At 59.5% G+C, this 13,745-nt stretch carries 13 protein-coding genes; 7 read left to right on the top strand and 6 right to left on the bottom strand.

All coding sequences use genetic code 11. The annotated features are described in order from the left end of the window. Position 1 precedes the first annotated feature (1 nt). Entirely contained in the window at positions 2-1,036 is a 1,035-nt protein-coding gene (locus K8I84_RS13015; protein WP_223795207.1) for an SPFH domain-containing protein, read from the top strand. An 18-nt stretch (positions 1,037-1,054) separates the two neighbouring features. Here the strand turns inward: K8I84_RS13015 and yfbR are convergent, their stop codons facing one another. Continuing rightward, on the bottom strand, positions 1,055-1,648 hold the full coding sequence (yfbR, locus tag K8I84_RS13010; protein ID WP_223795206.1) for a 5'-deoxynucleotidase: 594 nt from the start codon (positions 1,646-1,648) through the stop codon (positions 1,055-1,057). A 104-nt stretch (positions 1,649-1,752) separates the two neighbouring features. Here yfbR and K8I84_RS13005 point away from each other — a divergent pair, with 104 nt between their 5' ends. Beyond that, complete coding sequence (locus tag K8I84_RS13005; protein WP_223795205.1) at positions 1,753-2,592, top strand: substrate-binding periplasmic protein; 840 nt, start codon at positions 1,753-1,755, stop codon at positions 2,590-2,592. Here K8I84_RS13005 and K8I84_RS13000 read toward each other — a convergent pair. Further along, entirely contained in the window at positions 2,573-5,314 is a 2,742-nt protein-coding gene (locus K8I84_RS13000; RefSeq protein WP_223795204.1) for a DUF748 domain-containing protein, read from the bottom strand. The two genes, K8I84_RS13005 and K8I84_RS13000, sit on opposite strands and share 20 nt — an antisense overlap. Positions 5,315-5,398: 84 nt before the next feature. Further along, a complete protein-coding gene (locus tag K8I84_RS12995) occupies positions 5,399-6,685 on the bottom strand; it encodes an MHYT domain-containing protein (RefSeq protein ID WP_223795203.1) in 1,287 nt (428 codons plus the stop codon). 226 nt (positions 6,686-6,911) lie between these two features. Here K8I84_RS12995 and pdxH point away from each other — a divergent pair, with 226 nt between their 5' ends. From pdxH to K8I84_RS12970, 5 genes are read left to right on the top strand one after another with little or no spacing between them, the layout of a single operon-like run. Next, entirely contained in the window at positions 6,912-7,547 is a 636-nt protein-coding gene (gene pdxH, locus K8I84_RS12990; protein WP_223795202.1) for a pyridoxamine 5'-phosphate oxidase, read from the top strand. Then, positions 7,516-8,283: a 4'-phosphopantetheinyl transferase family protein gene (locus K8I84_RS12985; RefSeq protein ID WP_223795201.1), complete on the top strand. Its 768-nt coding sequence runs from the start codon at positions 7,516-7,518 to the stop codon at positions 8,281-8,283. Before pdxH ends, K8I84_RS12985 begins: the two co-directional genes overlap by 32 nt. Before the next feature lie 9 nt (positions 8,284-8,292). Continuing rightward, positions 8,293-8,874: a DNA-3-methyladenine glycosylase I gene (locus tag K8I84_RS12980; protein ID WP_223795200.1), complete on the top strand. Its 582-nt coding sequence runs from the start codon at positions 8,293-8,295 to the stop codon at positions 8,872-8,874. A 56-nt stretch (positions 8,875-8,930) separates the two neighbouring features. Beyond that, positions 8,931-9,236 carry a DUF6482 family protein gene (locus K8I84_RS12975; protein WP_223795199.1) on the top strand — a complete coding sequence of 102 codons (306 nt, stop codon included), beginning with the start codon at positions 8,931-8,933 and terminating at the stop codon, positions 9,234-9,236. Next, positions 9,233-9,691: a DUF3429 domain-containing protein gene (locus K8I84_RS12970; protein ID WP_223795198.1), complete on the top strand. Its 459-nt coding sequence runs from the start codon at positions 9,233-9,235 to the stop codon at positions 9,689-9,691. Before K8I84_RS12975 ends, K8I84_RS12970 begins: the two co-directional genes overlap by 4 nt. Before the next feature lie 4 nt (positions 9,692-9,695). Here K8I84_RS12970 and K8I84_RS12965 read toward each other — a convergent pair whose 3' ends face one another. From K8I84_RS12965 to ectB, 3 genes are all read right to left on the bottom strand, one after another. After that, complete coding sequence (locus K8I84_RS12965; protein WP_223795197.1) at positions 9,696-10,697, bottom strand: RNA polymerase sigma factor RpoD/SigA; 1,002 nt, start codon at positions 10,695-10,697, stop codon at positions 9,696-9,698. A gap of 269 nt (positions 10,698-10,966) precedes the next feature. Then, positions 10,967-12,421 (bottom strand): aspartate kinase, encoded by a 1,455-nt coding sequence (locus K8I84_RS12960; RefSeq protein ID WP_223795196.1) that lies wholly within the window; start codon positions 12,419-12,421, stop codon positions 10,967-10,969. Between the two features lie 50 nt (positions 12,422-12,471). Beyond that, the gene (gene ectB, locus K8I84_RS12955) at positions 12,472-13,740 is read right to left on the bottom strand and encodes a diaminobutyrate--2-oxoglutarate transaminase (protein WP_223795363.1); all 1,269 of its coding nucleotides are present in this window, start codon (positions 13,738-13,740) and stop codon (positions 12,472-12,474) included. Positions 13,741-13,745: the final 5 nt, after the last annotated feature.

The following is a 13,745-nucleotide window of genomic DNA, read 5'->3' as shown; positions in this document are numbered from 1 at the left end:
CATGGAAGCATTCATCTCACCGGGACTGGTGATCAGCCTGGTTTTCGTTGTTATCGGCATTTTTATCATCGCCAAGGGGCTGGTGATTGTCCGCCAGTCGGAGGTCATGGTCATCGAGCGCCTGGGTTCCTTCAACCGGGTGCTGGAAAGCGGGGTAAACATCATCATCCCGTTTATCGAGCGGCCACGCCCGATCACCATGATCCGCTACGTGCGCATGGGCGAGGACTACCATCCGGTCACCAGCGACGAAACCCGCATTGATCGCCGCGAGACGGTGATGGATTTTCCGGGCCAGCCGGTGGTGACCACCGATAACGTGACGGTCAAAATCAACGGCGCGCTCTACTACCAGATCATCGATCCTCGCCGGGCCGTGTACGAAGTCGCCAACATGAGCCAGGCCGTTGAAGTTCTTGCCAAGACCACCCTGCGTTCGGTGGTGGGCAAGATGGAACTGGACAAACTGTTCGAGTCCCGCAGCGAGGTCAACAACGCCATTCAGGCTGAAATGGAGGAGCCAGCCTCCAAGTGGGGGGTCAAGCTGACCCGGGTGGAAGTCCAGGACATCAGCATGCCGGAAGAAGTGGAAGAAGCCATGCGCCTGCAGATGGCAGCCGAGCGTAAGCGCCGGGCGACCGTGACCGAAGCCGAAGGTGAGAAGTCGGCAGCCATTGCCATGGCCCAGGGCCAGCGGGAGTCCGCCATCCTCAATGCCCAGGGCGATAAGGAATCCGCCATCCTCCGGGCCCAGGGTGAGCAGGAATCCATCCGCCTGGTGCTCAGTGCCATGGGCGAAACGGAACAGAACAAGCAGACCGTTATTGGCTACCTGCTGGGGCAAAGCTACATCAAGGTATTGCCCAACATGGCCAAAGACGGCGAGCGGATCTTCGTGCCCTACGAGTCTTCTGCGCTGCTCGGTTCCATGGGCATGTTCCGCGAACTGACTGGCAGCCCGGAAGACGTGGTTCGACAGTCCCTGCAACGGGATGGCCTGCGTGCCGGCGTGCTCGGATCAGCCGCCGACGCCTGACCCATCCGGGAAGCGGGGTTACTCCAGCAGGTTGTCCAGAGGGCGGTCGTAGCTGGGCGCAAACACCTGCAGGAAATACTCCACTTCCCGTAATCCCTCCTGTACGAGCCGTGCCCGGATTTGCCGGGCCGCCGGCTCGAATTCTGAATTGCCAGCCCGGATCTCCGCCTCGCACTTCAACAATGCCGACAGGCGATCGGCAGCCTTGATCAGTTCCTTGTCTTCCGCCGGCAAGCGCGATTCCCGCACATAGGGCGAAAAATCGTCCCGCAGATCCTCCGGTAACAACGCCAGCAGTTCCGCTTCCGCTTTGTGTTCGATATCGCCAAAGGCTTCTCGCATGACTTTGGAGTGATATTTGACCGGCGTGGGCATGTCCCCGGTGATGACCTCGGTGGCATCGTGATACAGGGCGGCCGCCGCGATGCGATCGGCGTTCACCTGGCCGCCAAAATGCCGGTTGCGGATCAACGCCAGGGCATGGGCTAACGTCGCCACTTCCCAGGAGTGGGTCGCGACATTCTCCTCAATGGCGTTGCGCATCAGGCCCCAGCGCTTTATCCACCGCAGGCGCGATACGTAGGCGAAGAAGTGGCTGGCAACGTGTCCCATGTTTCTTAATCCCATTTTGCAGAACTTTATAATCTTGTCATTCAGGGTCTGTGTTGCAGGTGGTAGGCTGCAACTGAGTCATCTGATCCAGAGGCAGTCACCCTATGTCCGTTACTGGTCGGTTTTCACGAACCTTCTTGCAGCTTGCCAGCACAGCCCTGCTGGCCGGTTGGCTGCCCATTGCCCAGTCGGAAACCGTCATCACCCTCGGCGCCTATCATTTCCCGCCGATTGCGGATATGGGCAGCAACCAGAAACCCAAAGGGCTATTAGGTGATCTGATCACCGCTTTGGAAGCGGCCCACGACGACCTGGACATCCGAGTTTTTCACACCTCGCCGAAACGGCGCTACCTCGATTTTGAAGCCGGACGGTACGACATCATCCTCTTTGAAAGCGCCGACTGGGGCTGGTCGGACCGGGATGCCTTGATCAGCCAGCCCATCCTCGTTGAAGAGGAAGTGTATGTTGCACTGAACAAACCCGACCGGGACCAGTCGTTTTTCGATGCCATTGCCAGTCGCAGCATTGTCGCCATGTCCGGCTACCATTACGGTTTTGCCAACCGTGAGACCGATCCAGACGTGCTCCGGCAGAACTTCCGTATCGAGTTCTCCGACAACCACAGTCGAAGCCTGCAGCTGATCAAAGCGGATCGACCGTCACTGGCGGAAGTTGCCATCATCAACCGATCCTATTTACGCGACATCCTGGCAGAGAACGACGTTTGCCGGTCCGAGCTGCTTATTTCGGACAAGCCAGACCAGCGTTACCAGTTGCGCGTGATCGGCCGCAAGGAAGGCCGGGTAACCGCGGACGACCTCATGCGGCTACTGCTCCCGCTGATCGCCAACGGCTCCTATGCTGAACTGGTCCACAAGTGGGGCCTTCAACTACCGGATAACCTGCCTGCCCAGCTCGCTGCTAACGGGCATCCAGAGTAAGCTCGATGCTCACAAGGCCTTCGTCGGGCACCGTGGCATTACTGGATGCGTCTAGCAGGTAGAGTCGGTCCGGGGACACGCCCTGACTCTCTGCCAGGAAATTGCGAACCACCTGAGCCCGCTCAGAAGCCAGGTTGCTCAAGGCGTTCGGGGACAGGTCACTGCCATCTACATCCGGGGCCACAGCGCCACGAATATTCAGGATCAACTCTGGCCGGTCTGCCATGCCTTTTGCCAGAGCTGCCAGTTTTTCCTGTTCCGGCTTCGACAACTCGGCACTGCCGGCCCCGAAGTTGACCACGCCCAATTCTTCGCTGGTGAAACCAGCCAGATCGACAATCGAACCCAGAATAGTGAAGGGTGCTGCCGCCGCTTTGACCAGTAAATTCACAAAGGTTTTCCGGATCACATCCCGGACACTGAAACTCGGGTCTGACAGATCGCCACTTACCGGCAGGTCCAGTTCGATCACCCCGTCGCCGTCCTTCAGTACCGCCAGCCCGAGGGCCACCGGTGCGTCTACCGCCTCATCGCTGTCGACCACTTGACCCAGTTCGATCTTATCGAGCACAACGTGATTGTTGGCATCAAGGCGGGTCCCGGCAATCTTGTAGTCAAGATTCAGATCCATCTTGCCACTGTCGACGTGATAACCAAGCCTCCGACTGAAATAGGGTGAAAGCTGGGGCAGGGAAAGACCATCCACTGTGAGCTGCAGATCGTTGGTGGCATCGGAACCCAGGGTTCCGATGGTGCCGGCAAACTCAAGATCAGCGACCTTGTCGATCCGACCCCGCAGGCTGACTTTACCCTCCTGGGGCTTGATATTGCTCAGCCCGGTAACGCTACCGGAGAAGCGGTCTAACGAGGTGGTGACCGGCGGTTTCAGGCTTCGGTCGGTGTACGCCACCGAACCCTCCTCCAGCATTAGCTGGCCGATTCGGAAAATGAAGCCGGGGGTATCACCGGCAGCCGAGGGCTGTGCGCCGGAGTCCCCCGTTTTTGCGCCACCCTGAGGCCCAATCGAAGCCACGTTGAGCGCATTATTCGCCCCCCGGATCAGTCCGACAGCCGGCTGGGTGAGTGTGACCGTGCCGATTTCCAGGCGTGCGGGGCTCACGTTGTATTCAATGGGTGCCAGCCTCAAGGCTTTCCAGGTCAGCAACTCGCCCTCCTGCTCGGGAAGGCGGAGTGCCAGATCGGCAATCTCTGCCGTGCCGCTGAACGTGCCCGTGAGTGGATCCTGCTGACCATCCAGATCCAGGTTTCCATCAAGGCCGAGCGTGCCATTGACCACCCTCAGGTTGGCATTTTGCTGTACATAGGGACTGACAGCTTCCAGCGCCACCCCGGAGACCGCCACCGCACCTTCGAACGTAAACGGCTGCGGTGTGACCTGGCCATCGAGGGAAAACTGGCCGCCGCTGGCCAGGGTGGCCCGCAACTGGTAACCGATCGGCTCATCCAGCCGGTGGCTGGCGTTCCCCACCTCAAGAGACAGCTGTTCCAGGGCCAGTTCGGCCGGTGTGTCCAGCATGGCATCGCGCCAGGCAATGCGACTGTCCGCCAGGGCAATCCCCTGCACCGACCAGCGGAAGGGTGAGGCGACCGGCTCGGCGGAGGGACTTTCTGCATTCGGTTCTCCGGAGGTTTCTCTCGGCGCTTGCCCCGGAGACAGTGGCACCAGCCAGTCGATCTGCCCGGATTCATTACGGGCCAACGCCATGTCCAGGCCGGTGATGCTGACCTCGCCGATGGCGGCCTCCCGACGAGCCAGATCAAAGGTTATCCGGTCGACCGTGAATGCCCCCGTGGACAGGGCGGCCAGCTCGCTATCCGGCGACAACGCCAGTGCCAATCCCTGAAGGGATACTTCACCGTTGCGGGTGGTTAACTGGAATACCTCACCGCCGGCCAGATCATAATCGGCACTCAGACTGATCTCTCCGCCACGAAAGTCGTAGGGCAGAAAGGGCGCGAGGAAGTGCTTGAGGTTATCGTAGCCAAGGCCAGTGACGTTTATAGAACCCTGCGATGCCAGCGGCACCACGCTCAGGTCGCCCTGCCATTCGATGGTGTCGTCCCCGAGGGCGGCCTGCACATTGTAGGTGCTGCCGGAATCGTCCCGGCGCCAGGTGGCCAGATCCAGAAGATTCAGGTCCAGCGGGGTGATCCGGAACTCTGCCGGCTGGGCCGTGCCCCGGCTGAAGTCCCGGAACAGCAGTTCGCCACCGTCGATCGCGAGTTCACCAAAATACAGGCGCGGTGGCGCTGCCTGATCGGCGTCGGTCGCTTCCTGCTCAGGCGCACTGCCGACGGGATTATGGGTTTGCCAGTCACGGGCAAAATTGACTGAATAGTCTTCCAGCAAATCCAGACGGATAAACGGTTCCTGGAGCTGAATGGCCTCAAAGCCAACAATGCCCCGGACCAGCTGGAACAGGTTCAGGTTCACAAACAGGCGGTCGAAACCGAGCACCGGTTCGCCACTGTCGTCCTCTGCGGACAGTCCCAGCGCTTCTACACTGAGCGCGAAGGGATTGATGGAAACCTGGGAAATCTCCCCCTGCCAACCCATGCGCTCGCTGAGCTGCTCTGGCAGATTCTTCTCGAGCCACCATGGCAGAATCAGAAAGCCGACGATGGCGTAGAGCAGCACCAGAACAGCCAGTACGATGAGCAGTGTGCGTGCCAGAGGGGTATGTTTTCGGCTTTCGGCCACAGCGTTCTCTCCTTTTAAGCACCTAGCCCAAGGCCTTCATGGCTTGTGCCTTGTGACTAGAATAGCCGCCAAGGCACTGTTTTGTCAGCTATGTCCCAGATGCCCCGGCAAGGTCAACTCGGCATCCGCTGTCACCTTGTCAAAGTGACCAATCTGATCCAGCGGACGTGGCACCATGGCAGCACGAATCAGTTTCCGGCTGGAGGCGCCGGTGAGCGGGTATACCGACTGTCCGGCCCGCCAGGTAATCGGTCGGCCCGCCACCGAGATGGTTTCATCGATCTGGCGCAGACGGCGATACAGGAATCCGTAATCTGACCGCTGGTAGTCCTTCAAGACAATCACAAAGGCGCTGGAGGAGTATCGGGCCAGGTACGCGGACCCGGGCAAATACTCTTTCAGGGTATTGCAGACATCCATGGCAAGCTGGTCCAGCACATCGGGTTCCAGCCAGCTGGCCAGGTCGCGGAAGTTCGCCATATCCAGATAGATCAGCGCGAACTGATCTTCCCGGTCCGGATCCCGGGCCAGACTATCCAGCAGGGTTTGCTCCAGCCCCGCCCGATTGGGCAGACCAGTGAGCCGGTCGACAAAGGCCATCTGTCTGACCCGGCGGTTTTCCTCGGCCTTGCGCCGGTCCAGGGCGCGGCGATCGCGCACATCCACCACGGTTATCACCAGGGCCACCGCCAGCAACGCGACGCTGGCCACGGCCAGGGGAATGCCCATCCACTGGCCCGACAAACCGTTATCTGCGGCAGGCACCGCGCCTTCCGGATACATGAACGCCAGCATGCCGGTGTAGTGCATGCCGCAAATGGCCGCCGCCATCACCAGGGCGGCGACAAACTGGAACAGCACGACCCGACCGCCTTCCACGCTTCGCAGGTACCGGCAAATTGCCAGCGCTGCGCCGGAGGCCAGCACCGCAATCACCACCGACAGCAGCAGGAAGCCTGAATGGATTATCGGCGCTTGGGACATGCGCATGGCATACATGCCGAGGTAATGCATCACCACAATGCCGCTGGCCATGGCCAGGGCCGCCGTGGAAAACGGCACCGCGCCCACCCGGTCGCGACTGATGATGTTGAGCGCCAGACCCGAGGCGAGCACCGCAGCCACCCAGGACAGCCCGGTCATCAGGGTATCGAAGGACATGGGCACATCCATGGGCATGGCGCGCATGCCGACGAAGTGCATGGTCCAGACACCGGATCCCATCACCAGTGAGCCACCAATCAACCAGCGACGCCGTTCCTCTCCCCGCGCGGTATTCAGGCGGGTACCAAAATACAGGGCGGTGTAGGCCGCCAGCACAGCCACCACATAAGACGCTGTTACCAGCGATGAATCGTAATCCGCCAACATCGTATTGACCTCTCTGCTAATTCGACTTGCGGGATTTGTGTGGGCGTTTCCCCTACCGGGCGAACACTTAACTGCCGGGATTTACGGAACAGACTGACTCCGGCCTTCCCGGTTTTGTTGTCATTCTGTAACCGTGTGACTTAATACCGGCCCTGACAGGGCCTGCGGAACCCGATATGCTCTGCGCTCGTACCGATGACAGTTTCTTGATCAGGGGGAAGAGGTTATGGACATCGGCGATATGCGTCGGGACTTTGAAAGCGAAGGCCTCGACCGTGAGGGTCTGGAAGACGATCCGGTCCGCCAGTTCCAGCACTGGTTCGAGGATGCCCGCAGAGCGGAACTGCTGGAACCCAATGCCATGTCCCTGGCCACCACCGGTCGGGACGGTATGCCGAACCTTCGCACCGTATTGCTCAAGTATTTCGACCCGAACGGCTTTGTGTTCTACACCAACTACAGCAGCCGCAAGGCCCATGAACTGGAGGAAAACCCCCAGGCGGCACTGCTGTTCCCCTGGATTGGCCTGAACCGGCAGGTGCGCATTCAGGGCAGGGTGGAAAAGGTCAGCAAGGCCGAATCCCTGCGCTATTTCGCCTCCCGGCCCCGGGGCAGCCAGATTGGCGCCTGGGTGTCGGAGCAGAGCAAGGCCATTATCTCCCGGGGCCTGCTGGAGCAAAAAGTGGCGGAAATGAAGCGCAAGTTCAGCGCGGGGGATGTGCCACTGCCCAGCTTCTGGGGCGGCTATCGGGTACGACCGGAGCGAGTCGAGTTCTGGCAGGGTCGCCCGAGTCGCCTGCACGATCGGTTCGAATACGTAAGGGATGGCGATGGCTGGACCATTCAGCGACTCCAGCCCTGACCAGCTCCCTTCCATCTGGCTATGTCAGGAAGGCAGCACCTGCCTGGCCGAGGAACCACCCTGGCTGATCCGTCACGAGCGGGAAACCCTCCGCTCACTGACTGGGCTGCGCAGGAGCGAATACCTACTCAGCCGATGGCTGATCCGTCAGGCACTGGCCGGCGCCAGTAACCAACCGGCGGACGCCTGCAGACCTGTGTCCGGTCGGCCGGTCCGGTCAGAGGCACCAGGGGGCTGGCGCTTGTCACTCAGCCACAGCCAGGGCCTGGTCGCCTGTGCCACAAGTCACGGTGTGCCGGTCGGCATCGACCTGGAACCGATCCAGCGAAGGCCGCGCTGGCAATCCATCGTGCGCCGCTGGTTCAGCCTGAGGGAGCAAACCTGGCTGCTCGAGGCAGACGATCCAATGGCCTTTCTGACGGTGTGGACCCTGAAGGAAGCGTGGCTCAAGGCCACGGGACGCGGCATCGCCGGCAACCTGCAAACCCTTGAGGTCCTGCCCGGATTCGAGCTCATCGGTGATCGGCCCGAACCGGACTGGCAGGCCTGCTGTTTCCGGTTACCCGATTGCCTGGTTACCCTGGTGTGGAAAGGCACCACAAACGGTCTCCCAGCCGTTCATCAGGTCAGCGCGCCGCAAACGACTCAAACCCTCTTGGGGTCTGAGCACCGGCAACTGGATGCATCGGTCGCGCTCAGGCAAACCATACAATCAATACACGTTGAACAGGAGTAAGACGGTCTCATGTCCGAAACCCAGCGCTGCCCCTGGTGCGGCACCGATCCACTCTACGTTCACTACCACGATACCGTCTGGGGGCGGCCGGAATGGAACCCGCAGGCCCTGTTTGAAAAGCTCTGCCTGGATGGCCAGCAGGCCGGCCTGAGCTGGATTACCATCCTGCGTAAACAGGAGACCTACCGCGAAGCCTACGACGGCTTCGATCCGGAAAAAATCGTCCGTTACAACGACCAGAAAGTGGCCGAACTGCTGGCCAACCCGGGCGTGATCAGGAACCGCTTGAAAGTGCAGTCGATCATCAAAAACGCCCGAGGATTCCTGGATCTCCAGGAAAAAGGCGACAACTTCGCCGATTTTCTATGGAAGTTCGTCGACGGCGCACCAATCCAGAATCACTGGCAAACCTTCGGGGAAGTGCCCGTCACTACCCCGGAAGCCGAAGCCATGTCCAAGGCGCTGAAGAAAGCCGGCTTCACGTTTGTCGGCCCCACCATCGTCTACGCCTTCATGCAGGCGGTGGGCATGGTGAACGACCATCTGGTCGCGTGTCCCCAGCACCGGGAGTGCCGGGCCCTGGGTAACTGATCTCAACCCCGCACCGGGTCGTAAGTACCTCACACCCGCAGCCGGGGAGCAACACGGTGAGAATTACCCTCGAAGAATTGAGAGAACAGGCCAGGCCTGAGATCGAGCTGCTGGAGATCCTTTCCCTTGAGGGCCAGCACTACATGGCCCGACTTACCCTGAATGGCGGAACATTCCTGCTGTCTGACAAAGCCGGGCATACCCGTCTGTTCCGCAGCTCATGGGAAGTTCAGGACACCCTCGGGAGTCTTGACGTCTGGGAAACCGAGATCGTTCATCCTTCCGCCTACCATGAAATGGTGGGCATGCCTGCGGATGACATCGAACCGCTTCGTATCCGCATTCACAAGGATCGGTCATGATTTCGGTATCCCGTATTGCCGTGCTGGTGGGTCTGGCGGGGCTGGTTCCCTTTCTGGCGGGCGTCCTCTCGCTCTATCTGCTGCCCCAGTATCACGGCTCCATACTCTACTGGTTCTACCTTTACAGTGCGGGCATTCTTGCATTCATGGCTGGTGTCTACTGGCCCATTGCCATGCAGCTGGGTGACCGGACCTATCCGCAATCCCCGGTCGTGACCATTGTGCTGAGCCAGGTCTTTTTCCTCACCGCCGGCCTGGGCCTCATTCCTCCGGTCGGCGCCCAGGTGTTCATTTATACCGCGGCTTTCGTCGGGCTTTGCCTGGTCGATGTGAAGTGGATGAAAAGTTTCTGGCCGTCGTGGTACCTGCGCCTTCGGTTACTGCTCACGTCGGTTGTGGTGGTGTGCCAGATACTGGTCGCTGCCTGGTATTTTGCCGTCACATCCGGGGCCTGAGAATTCAGGCCCCGAATACCTCGTCCGGATCGTCAAACAGGGTTTGCAGCTTCTTCAGGGCCAGTTTCTCAATCTGACGCACCCGCTCCCGACTTATACCCATGTCATCGGAAATCACCTGCAAGGTTTCCGGCGCTGGTAAACCCAGCCCGTACCGACGGGACAAGATCGCCTGTTCGCGGTCCGTCAGTTTGTCGAACATGGATTTCAGGGCTCGCCGGTTATCCCGTTGCGCCATCGAATGCTCGGGCACAGCCTGCTCCTCACCGGCCAGGCTGTCGCCGAGGGTAACGGAGCCATCCTGCACCAGCGGCAGTTCGGTGGACACTTCCCGCAATGCCAGCGCCCGAAGCTCACTGATGCGTGAGGGCGACGCCTCCATCTCCCGGGCCAGTTCAGCCTGGGACGGCGTCCTGCCCAGGCTCTGGTGCATCCTCAGGGACGCCTTCTGTAACTGCCGGATCTCATCCACCACGTTTTCCGGGGTATGAACCACCCGGTTACCGCGCTGCAGACAACGCTTTACCTCTTCGCTAATCCACCAGTAGGCGTAAGTGGAAAACTTGAAACCCCGGCTCGGATCAAATCGCTCCGCGGCCTTGATCAGACCCACGTTGGCGTCCTGAATCAGGTCAGACATGGGAATACCATGCTGGCTGTATCGACGAGCGATGTGTACCGCCAGTCGCAGATTGCTCTGAATCAGCTTACGGCGGCAGGCAGCGGCCAGACGTAGGGCGCGGCGGGGGCGGACAGGGAGTTGGCAGACAGAGCTGTCGAGCGCGCCAATCGCCGTCCGGTAGGTTCGTGGCGTCTCCTCCGGCAGGTCCAGCGCAGCGCTGATTACCCGGTAACAGGTATTCAGCTTGCGTGACAGACGCCGTTCCGCCTCATCAGTCAGCAATTCATACCGGGACGCATCCCTGAAATACAGCCCAACCAAGGTTTCCCTGTCGCCGTCCTGCGGCGAGGTCGGAGTCGGTCCCAGCCTTTTGGATTCAAGCATGGCAAAGGGTCCGGTGTGAAATTTAAAGAGGATACGTAATCGGGTAGGGGGTGGATTCCCGGAGAAACCGACGGGAGGATCGTGGCAATACAGAGTAAGAGGGAGGCGATCGCAGGAGAAAGCGGGCAGAAGCGGGGGAAGGTGATCGGTCAGCGCCCGGCATGAAAAACCTGCGTAAGCAGGCCGGCCAACCGGGCGCCCCGATCTGGAGGCAAGACGTCCTCCATTATCGTCAGGCGGAGCGACCGGTTCCGCCTGACGATAACCCGTTACCCGACGGTCGATGCAGCGACGATCGCGTATTCGTGGTTGTGCGGCTCAATCAAAGCCGCGTGCAGGGCCGCGATGGCCTTGTCGTAGTGGTCTTCGTCCACCACGAACTGGAGATCCACCTGGCGCATACTGTGGTGCAGGGCCAGCACGCTGATATCCGCGTCCATCAGGGCATTCACCGAACGGCCCAGAATATCCGTTGCCTTCATATCACTGCCGATGGCAGACACCAGGGCCACCTTGCGCGTGTTGATCTCAGCGTTCGGGAATTCTTCCTTCAGCGCCTTGACCACCCGCTTGACGTTCTTCAGGGTGCCATCCACGTAGTGGGTAATCGTGTTGGCATTGGTGTCCTTGGACATGAACCGAACCTTGAAGCGGCTCAGCACGTCCAGGATCCGACGGTCCGAACCCGGCTCGCCCTGCATATCCTGATCGAACACCTCAACCGCAAACACACCCTTGGTGCCGGCGATGATTTCCACCTGCGGTGTTTCACTGACGTAGTCGCCGGTGATCAGCGTACCGGTGTGCTCCGGCTCGAAAGTGTTCATCACCCGCAGGGGAATCTCGTTCTGGCGCAGACCTTTACCGGCACGGGGATGGATCGCTTCCATACCCAGGTTCGCCAGTTGGTCGGCCACGTCGTAGTTGGTGCGGCCAAGGGGAACCACTTTCTCTTCGCCCACGATCTTCGGATCGGCGGAGCTCAGGTGGTATTCCTTGTGGATGATCGCTTCGCGAGCATCGGTGATCACCGCCACCCGGCTGAAGGTCATTTCGCTGTACCCCCGGTCAAAGGTACGCATCAGGCCTTCTTTACACTGGGTGTAGCCGGTCACGATCGGCAGTTCGCGGCTCAGGTCCACCGCATCAAACGCCTGCTTCAGTTTCTGGTCCAGTGGCAGCAGTTCCGCATCACGCCAGCCGGTCAGATCGACAAAGCGAGCATTGATGCCTTCCTGCTGGAGCTTCAGGGCGGTATTGAACGCACTATGTGCCTCACCGATACCAGCGAGCATTTCCCGCACGGTCAGCAGATGCTCTTCCAGCTGGAACTGGCCATAGGAGCACAGACGCTGGAGATCGATCAGACAGCCGCGAACACCTTCGATACGGTCGGTGATGAACTGGTCCGCCTGCTGCTTGAGCATCGGGTCTTCAAACAGCTCACCGTTGATGTCGGTGAGGAATTTCACCAGCTTGGTGAGATCGTCGCCCCAGGCCCAATCGGATTCTGCGTCGGCAAACAGGGCGTAAACGCCCGGCTCACCGGTTTTCTTGTGTTCCAGAAGTTCGTTGGTGACGCCACCGTAGGCAGACACCACGAAAATCCGTTGATAGAGGTCGTCCTTGCTGCGATTACCAATAATGATGTTATCGCGGACGGCCTCGTAATTACTCATCGAGGTACCGCCGATTTTCTCGACGGTATGTTGTTGTGAAGCCATACCTGTGCCTTCGTTAACTGCAGAATGTGTGGAGTGGATGAGAAGGCGCCTTACGACGCCTTTTTGACCCCTTCCTGCATAATTTCATCCACGCTTTCTGCAAGAATAGCAGCACCTTTCTTCAGGTCGTCCTCGCTGGTGGTTAGCGGCATGAGGCACTTGATCACCTCATCGTTCGGACCACTGGTCTCAATGATCAGGCCTTTCTCGAAGGCACGCTTGGTGATCGCGCCGGTGATATCGGCGTTTTTGGCCTCGATACCACGCATCAGGCCGCGGCCCTTCATCTTGAACTCACCCTGGTACTTGTCGCAGATAGCCTGCAGGGCATCGCCCAGTACCTTGGTCTTGGCTTTCACTTCGTTGGCGAAAGCGTCATCTTTCCAGTAAGTCTCGACAGCGGTACGGGCGGTGATGAACGCCATGTTGTTACCACGGAAGGTACCGTTGTGCTCACCCGGGCCCCATACGTCCAGTTCCGGCTTGAACAGGACCAGTGCCATTGGCAGGCCATAGCCGCTCAGAGACTTGGAGACTGTGACGATGTCCGGCTTGATGCCGGCAAATTCGAAGCTGAAGAACTCACCAGTACGGCCATTACCCGCCTGGATATCGTCAAGAATCAGCAGGATGTCGTGCTTCTTACACAGCTCGGACAGTCCCTTCAGCCACTCAGCGCGACAGGCATTTAAGCCACCTTCACCCTGTACGGCCTCAACAATGACCGCCGCTGGCAGTTCAATACCGGAAGAACTGTCGCTCAGCAGCTTGTCCATGATGGCCAGGCTGTCTACGTCTTCGCCCAGGTAGCCGTCGTAGAACATGAAGTCGACGTTACCCAGAGGGGTGCCAACGCCGCCACGGTGGTGCTTGTTACCGGTCGCAGCAACCGCGCCCATGGTCACACCGTGGAAACCGTTGGTGAAGGAGATAATGCCGTTACGGCCTTTCACCTTACGGGCCAGCTTCATGGCCGCTTCTACACAGTTGGTACCGGTCGGGCCAGTGAACTGCATTTTGTAGTTCAGGCCGCGGGGCTCAAGGATGTGCTTCTTGTAGGACTCGATGAAGTCGTGCTTGGCCGTGGTAAACATATCCAGGCCCTGGGAAACACCGTCAGACTCGATGTACTCGATCAGGGCTTTCTTCAGGATGTCGTTGTTGTGGCCGTAGTTCAGGGAACCAGCGCCAGCCAGGAAGTCGAGGTATTCAGTACCATCTTCGGCGTAAATGTGCGCGTTCTTGGCACGGTTAAAAATCACCGGGAAGGCACGGCTGTATACACGTACTTCGGATTCAGTCGTCTTGAAAAGTTCCATTGTCT

This window comes from Marinobacter sp. F4216 (genome assembly GCF_019931195.1).
Lineage (GTDB): Bacteria > Pseudomonadota > Gammaproteobacteria > Pseudomonadales > Oleiphilaceae > Marinobacter > Marinobacter suaedae.
Note: the sequence above shows the minus strand (reverse complement) of the source record. Positions and strands in the feature narration are given on the sequence as shown.

Excerpts from the sequence above, each read along its gene's own strand:
- K8I84_RS13015 (WP_223795207.1), top strand. The coding sequence starts at position 2 with ATGGAAGCATTCATCTCACCGGGACTGGTGATCAGCCTGGTTTTCGTT.
- yfbR (WP_223795206.1), bottom strand. The coding sequence starts at position 1,648 with ATGGGACACGTTGCCAGCCACTTCTTCGCCTACGTATCGCGCCTGCGG.
- K8I84_RS13005 (WP_223795205.1), top strand. The coding sequence starts at position 1,753 with ATGTCCGTTACTGGTCGGTTTTCACGAACCTTCTTGCAGCTTGCCAGC.
- K8I84_RS12995 (WP_223795203.1), bottom strand. The coding sequence starts at position 6,685 with ATGTTGGCGGATTACGATTCATCGCTGGTAACAGCGTCTTATGTGGTG.
- pdxH (WP_223795202.1), top strand. The coding sequence starts at position 6,912 with ATGGACATCGGCGATATGCGTCGGGACTTTGAAAGCGAAGGCCTCGAC.
- K8I84_RS12985 (WP_223795201.1), top strand. The coding sequence starts at position 7,516 with ATGGCTGGACCATTCAGCGACTCCAGCCCTGACCAGCTCCCTTCCATC.
- K8I84_RS12980 (WP_223795200.1), top strand. The coding sequence starts at position 8,293 with ATGTCCGAAACCCAGCGCTGCCCCTGGTGCGGCACCGATCCACTCTAC.
- K8I84_RS12970 (WP_223795198.1), top strand. The coding sequence starts at position 9,233 with ATGATTTCGGTATCCCGTATTGCCGTGCTGGTGGGTCTGGCGGGGCTG.
- K8I84_RS12965 (WP_223795197.1), bottom strand. The coding sequence starts at position 10,697 with ATGCTTGAATCCAAAAGGCTGGGACCGACTCCGACCTCGCCGCAGGAC.
- K8I84_RS12960 (WP_223795196.1), bottom strand. The coding sequence starts at position 12,421 with ATGGCTTCACAACAACATACCGTCGAGAAAATCGGCGGTACCTCGATG.
- ectB (WP_223795363.1), bottom strand. The coding sequence starts at position 13,740 with ATGGAACTTTTCAAGACGACTGAATCCGAAGTACGTGTATACAGCCGT.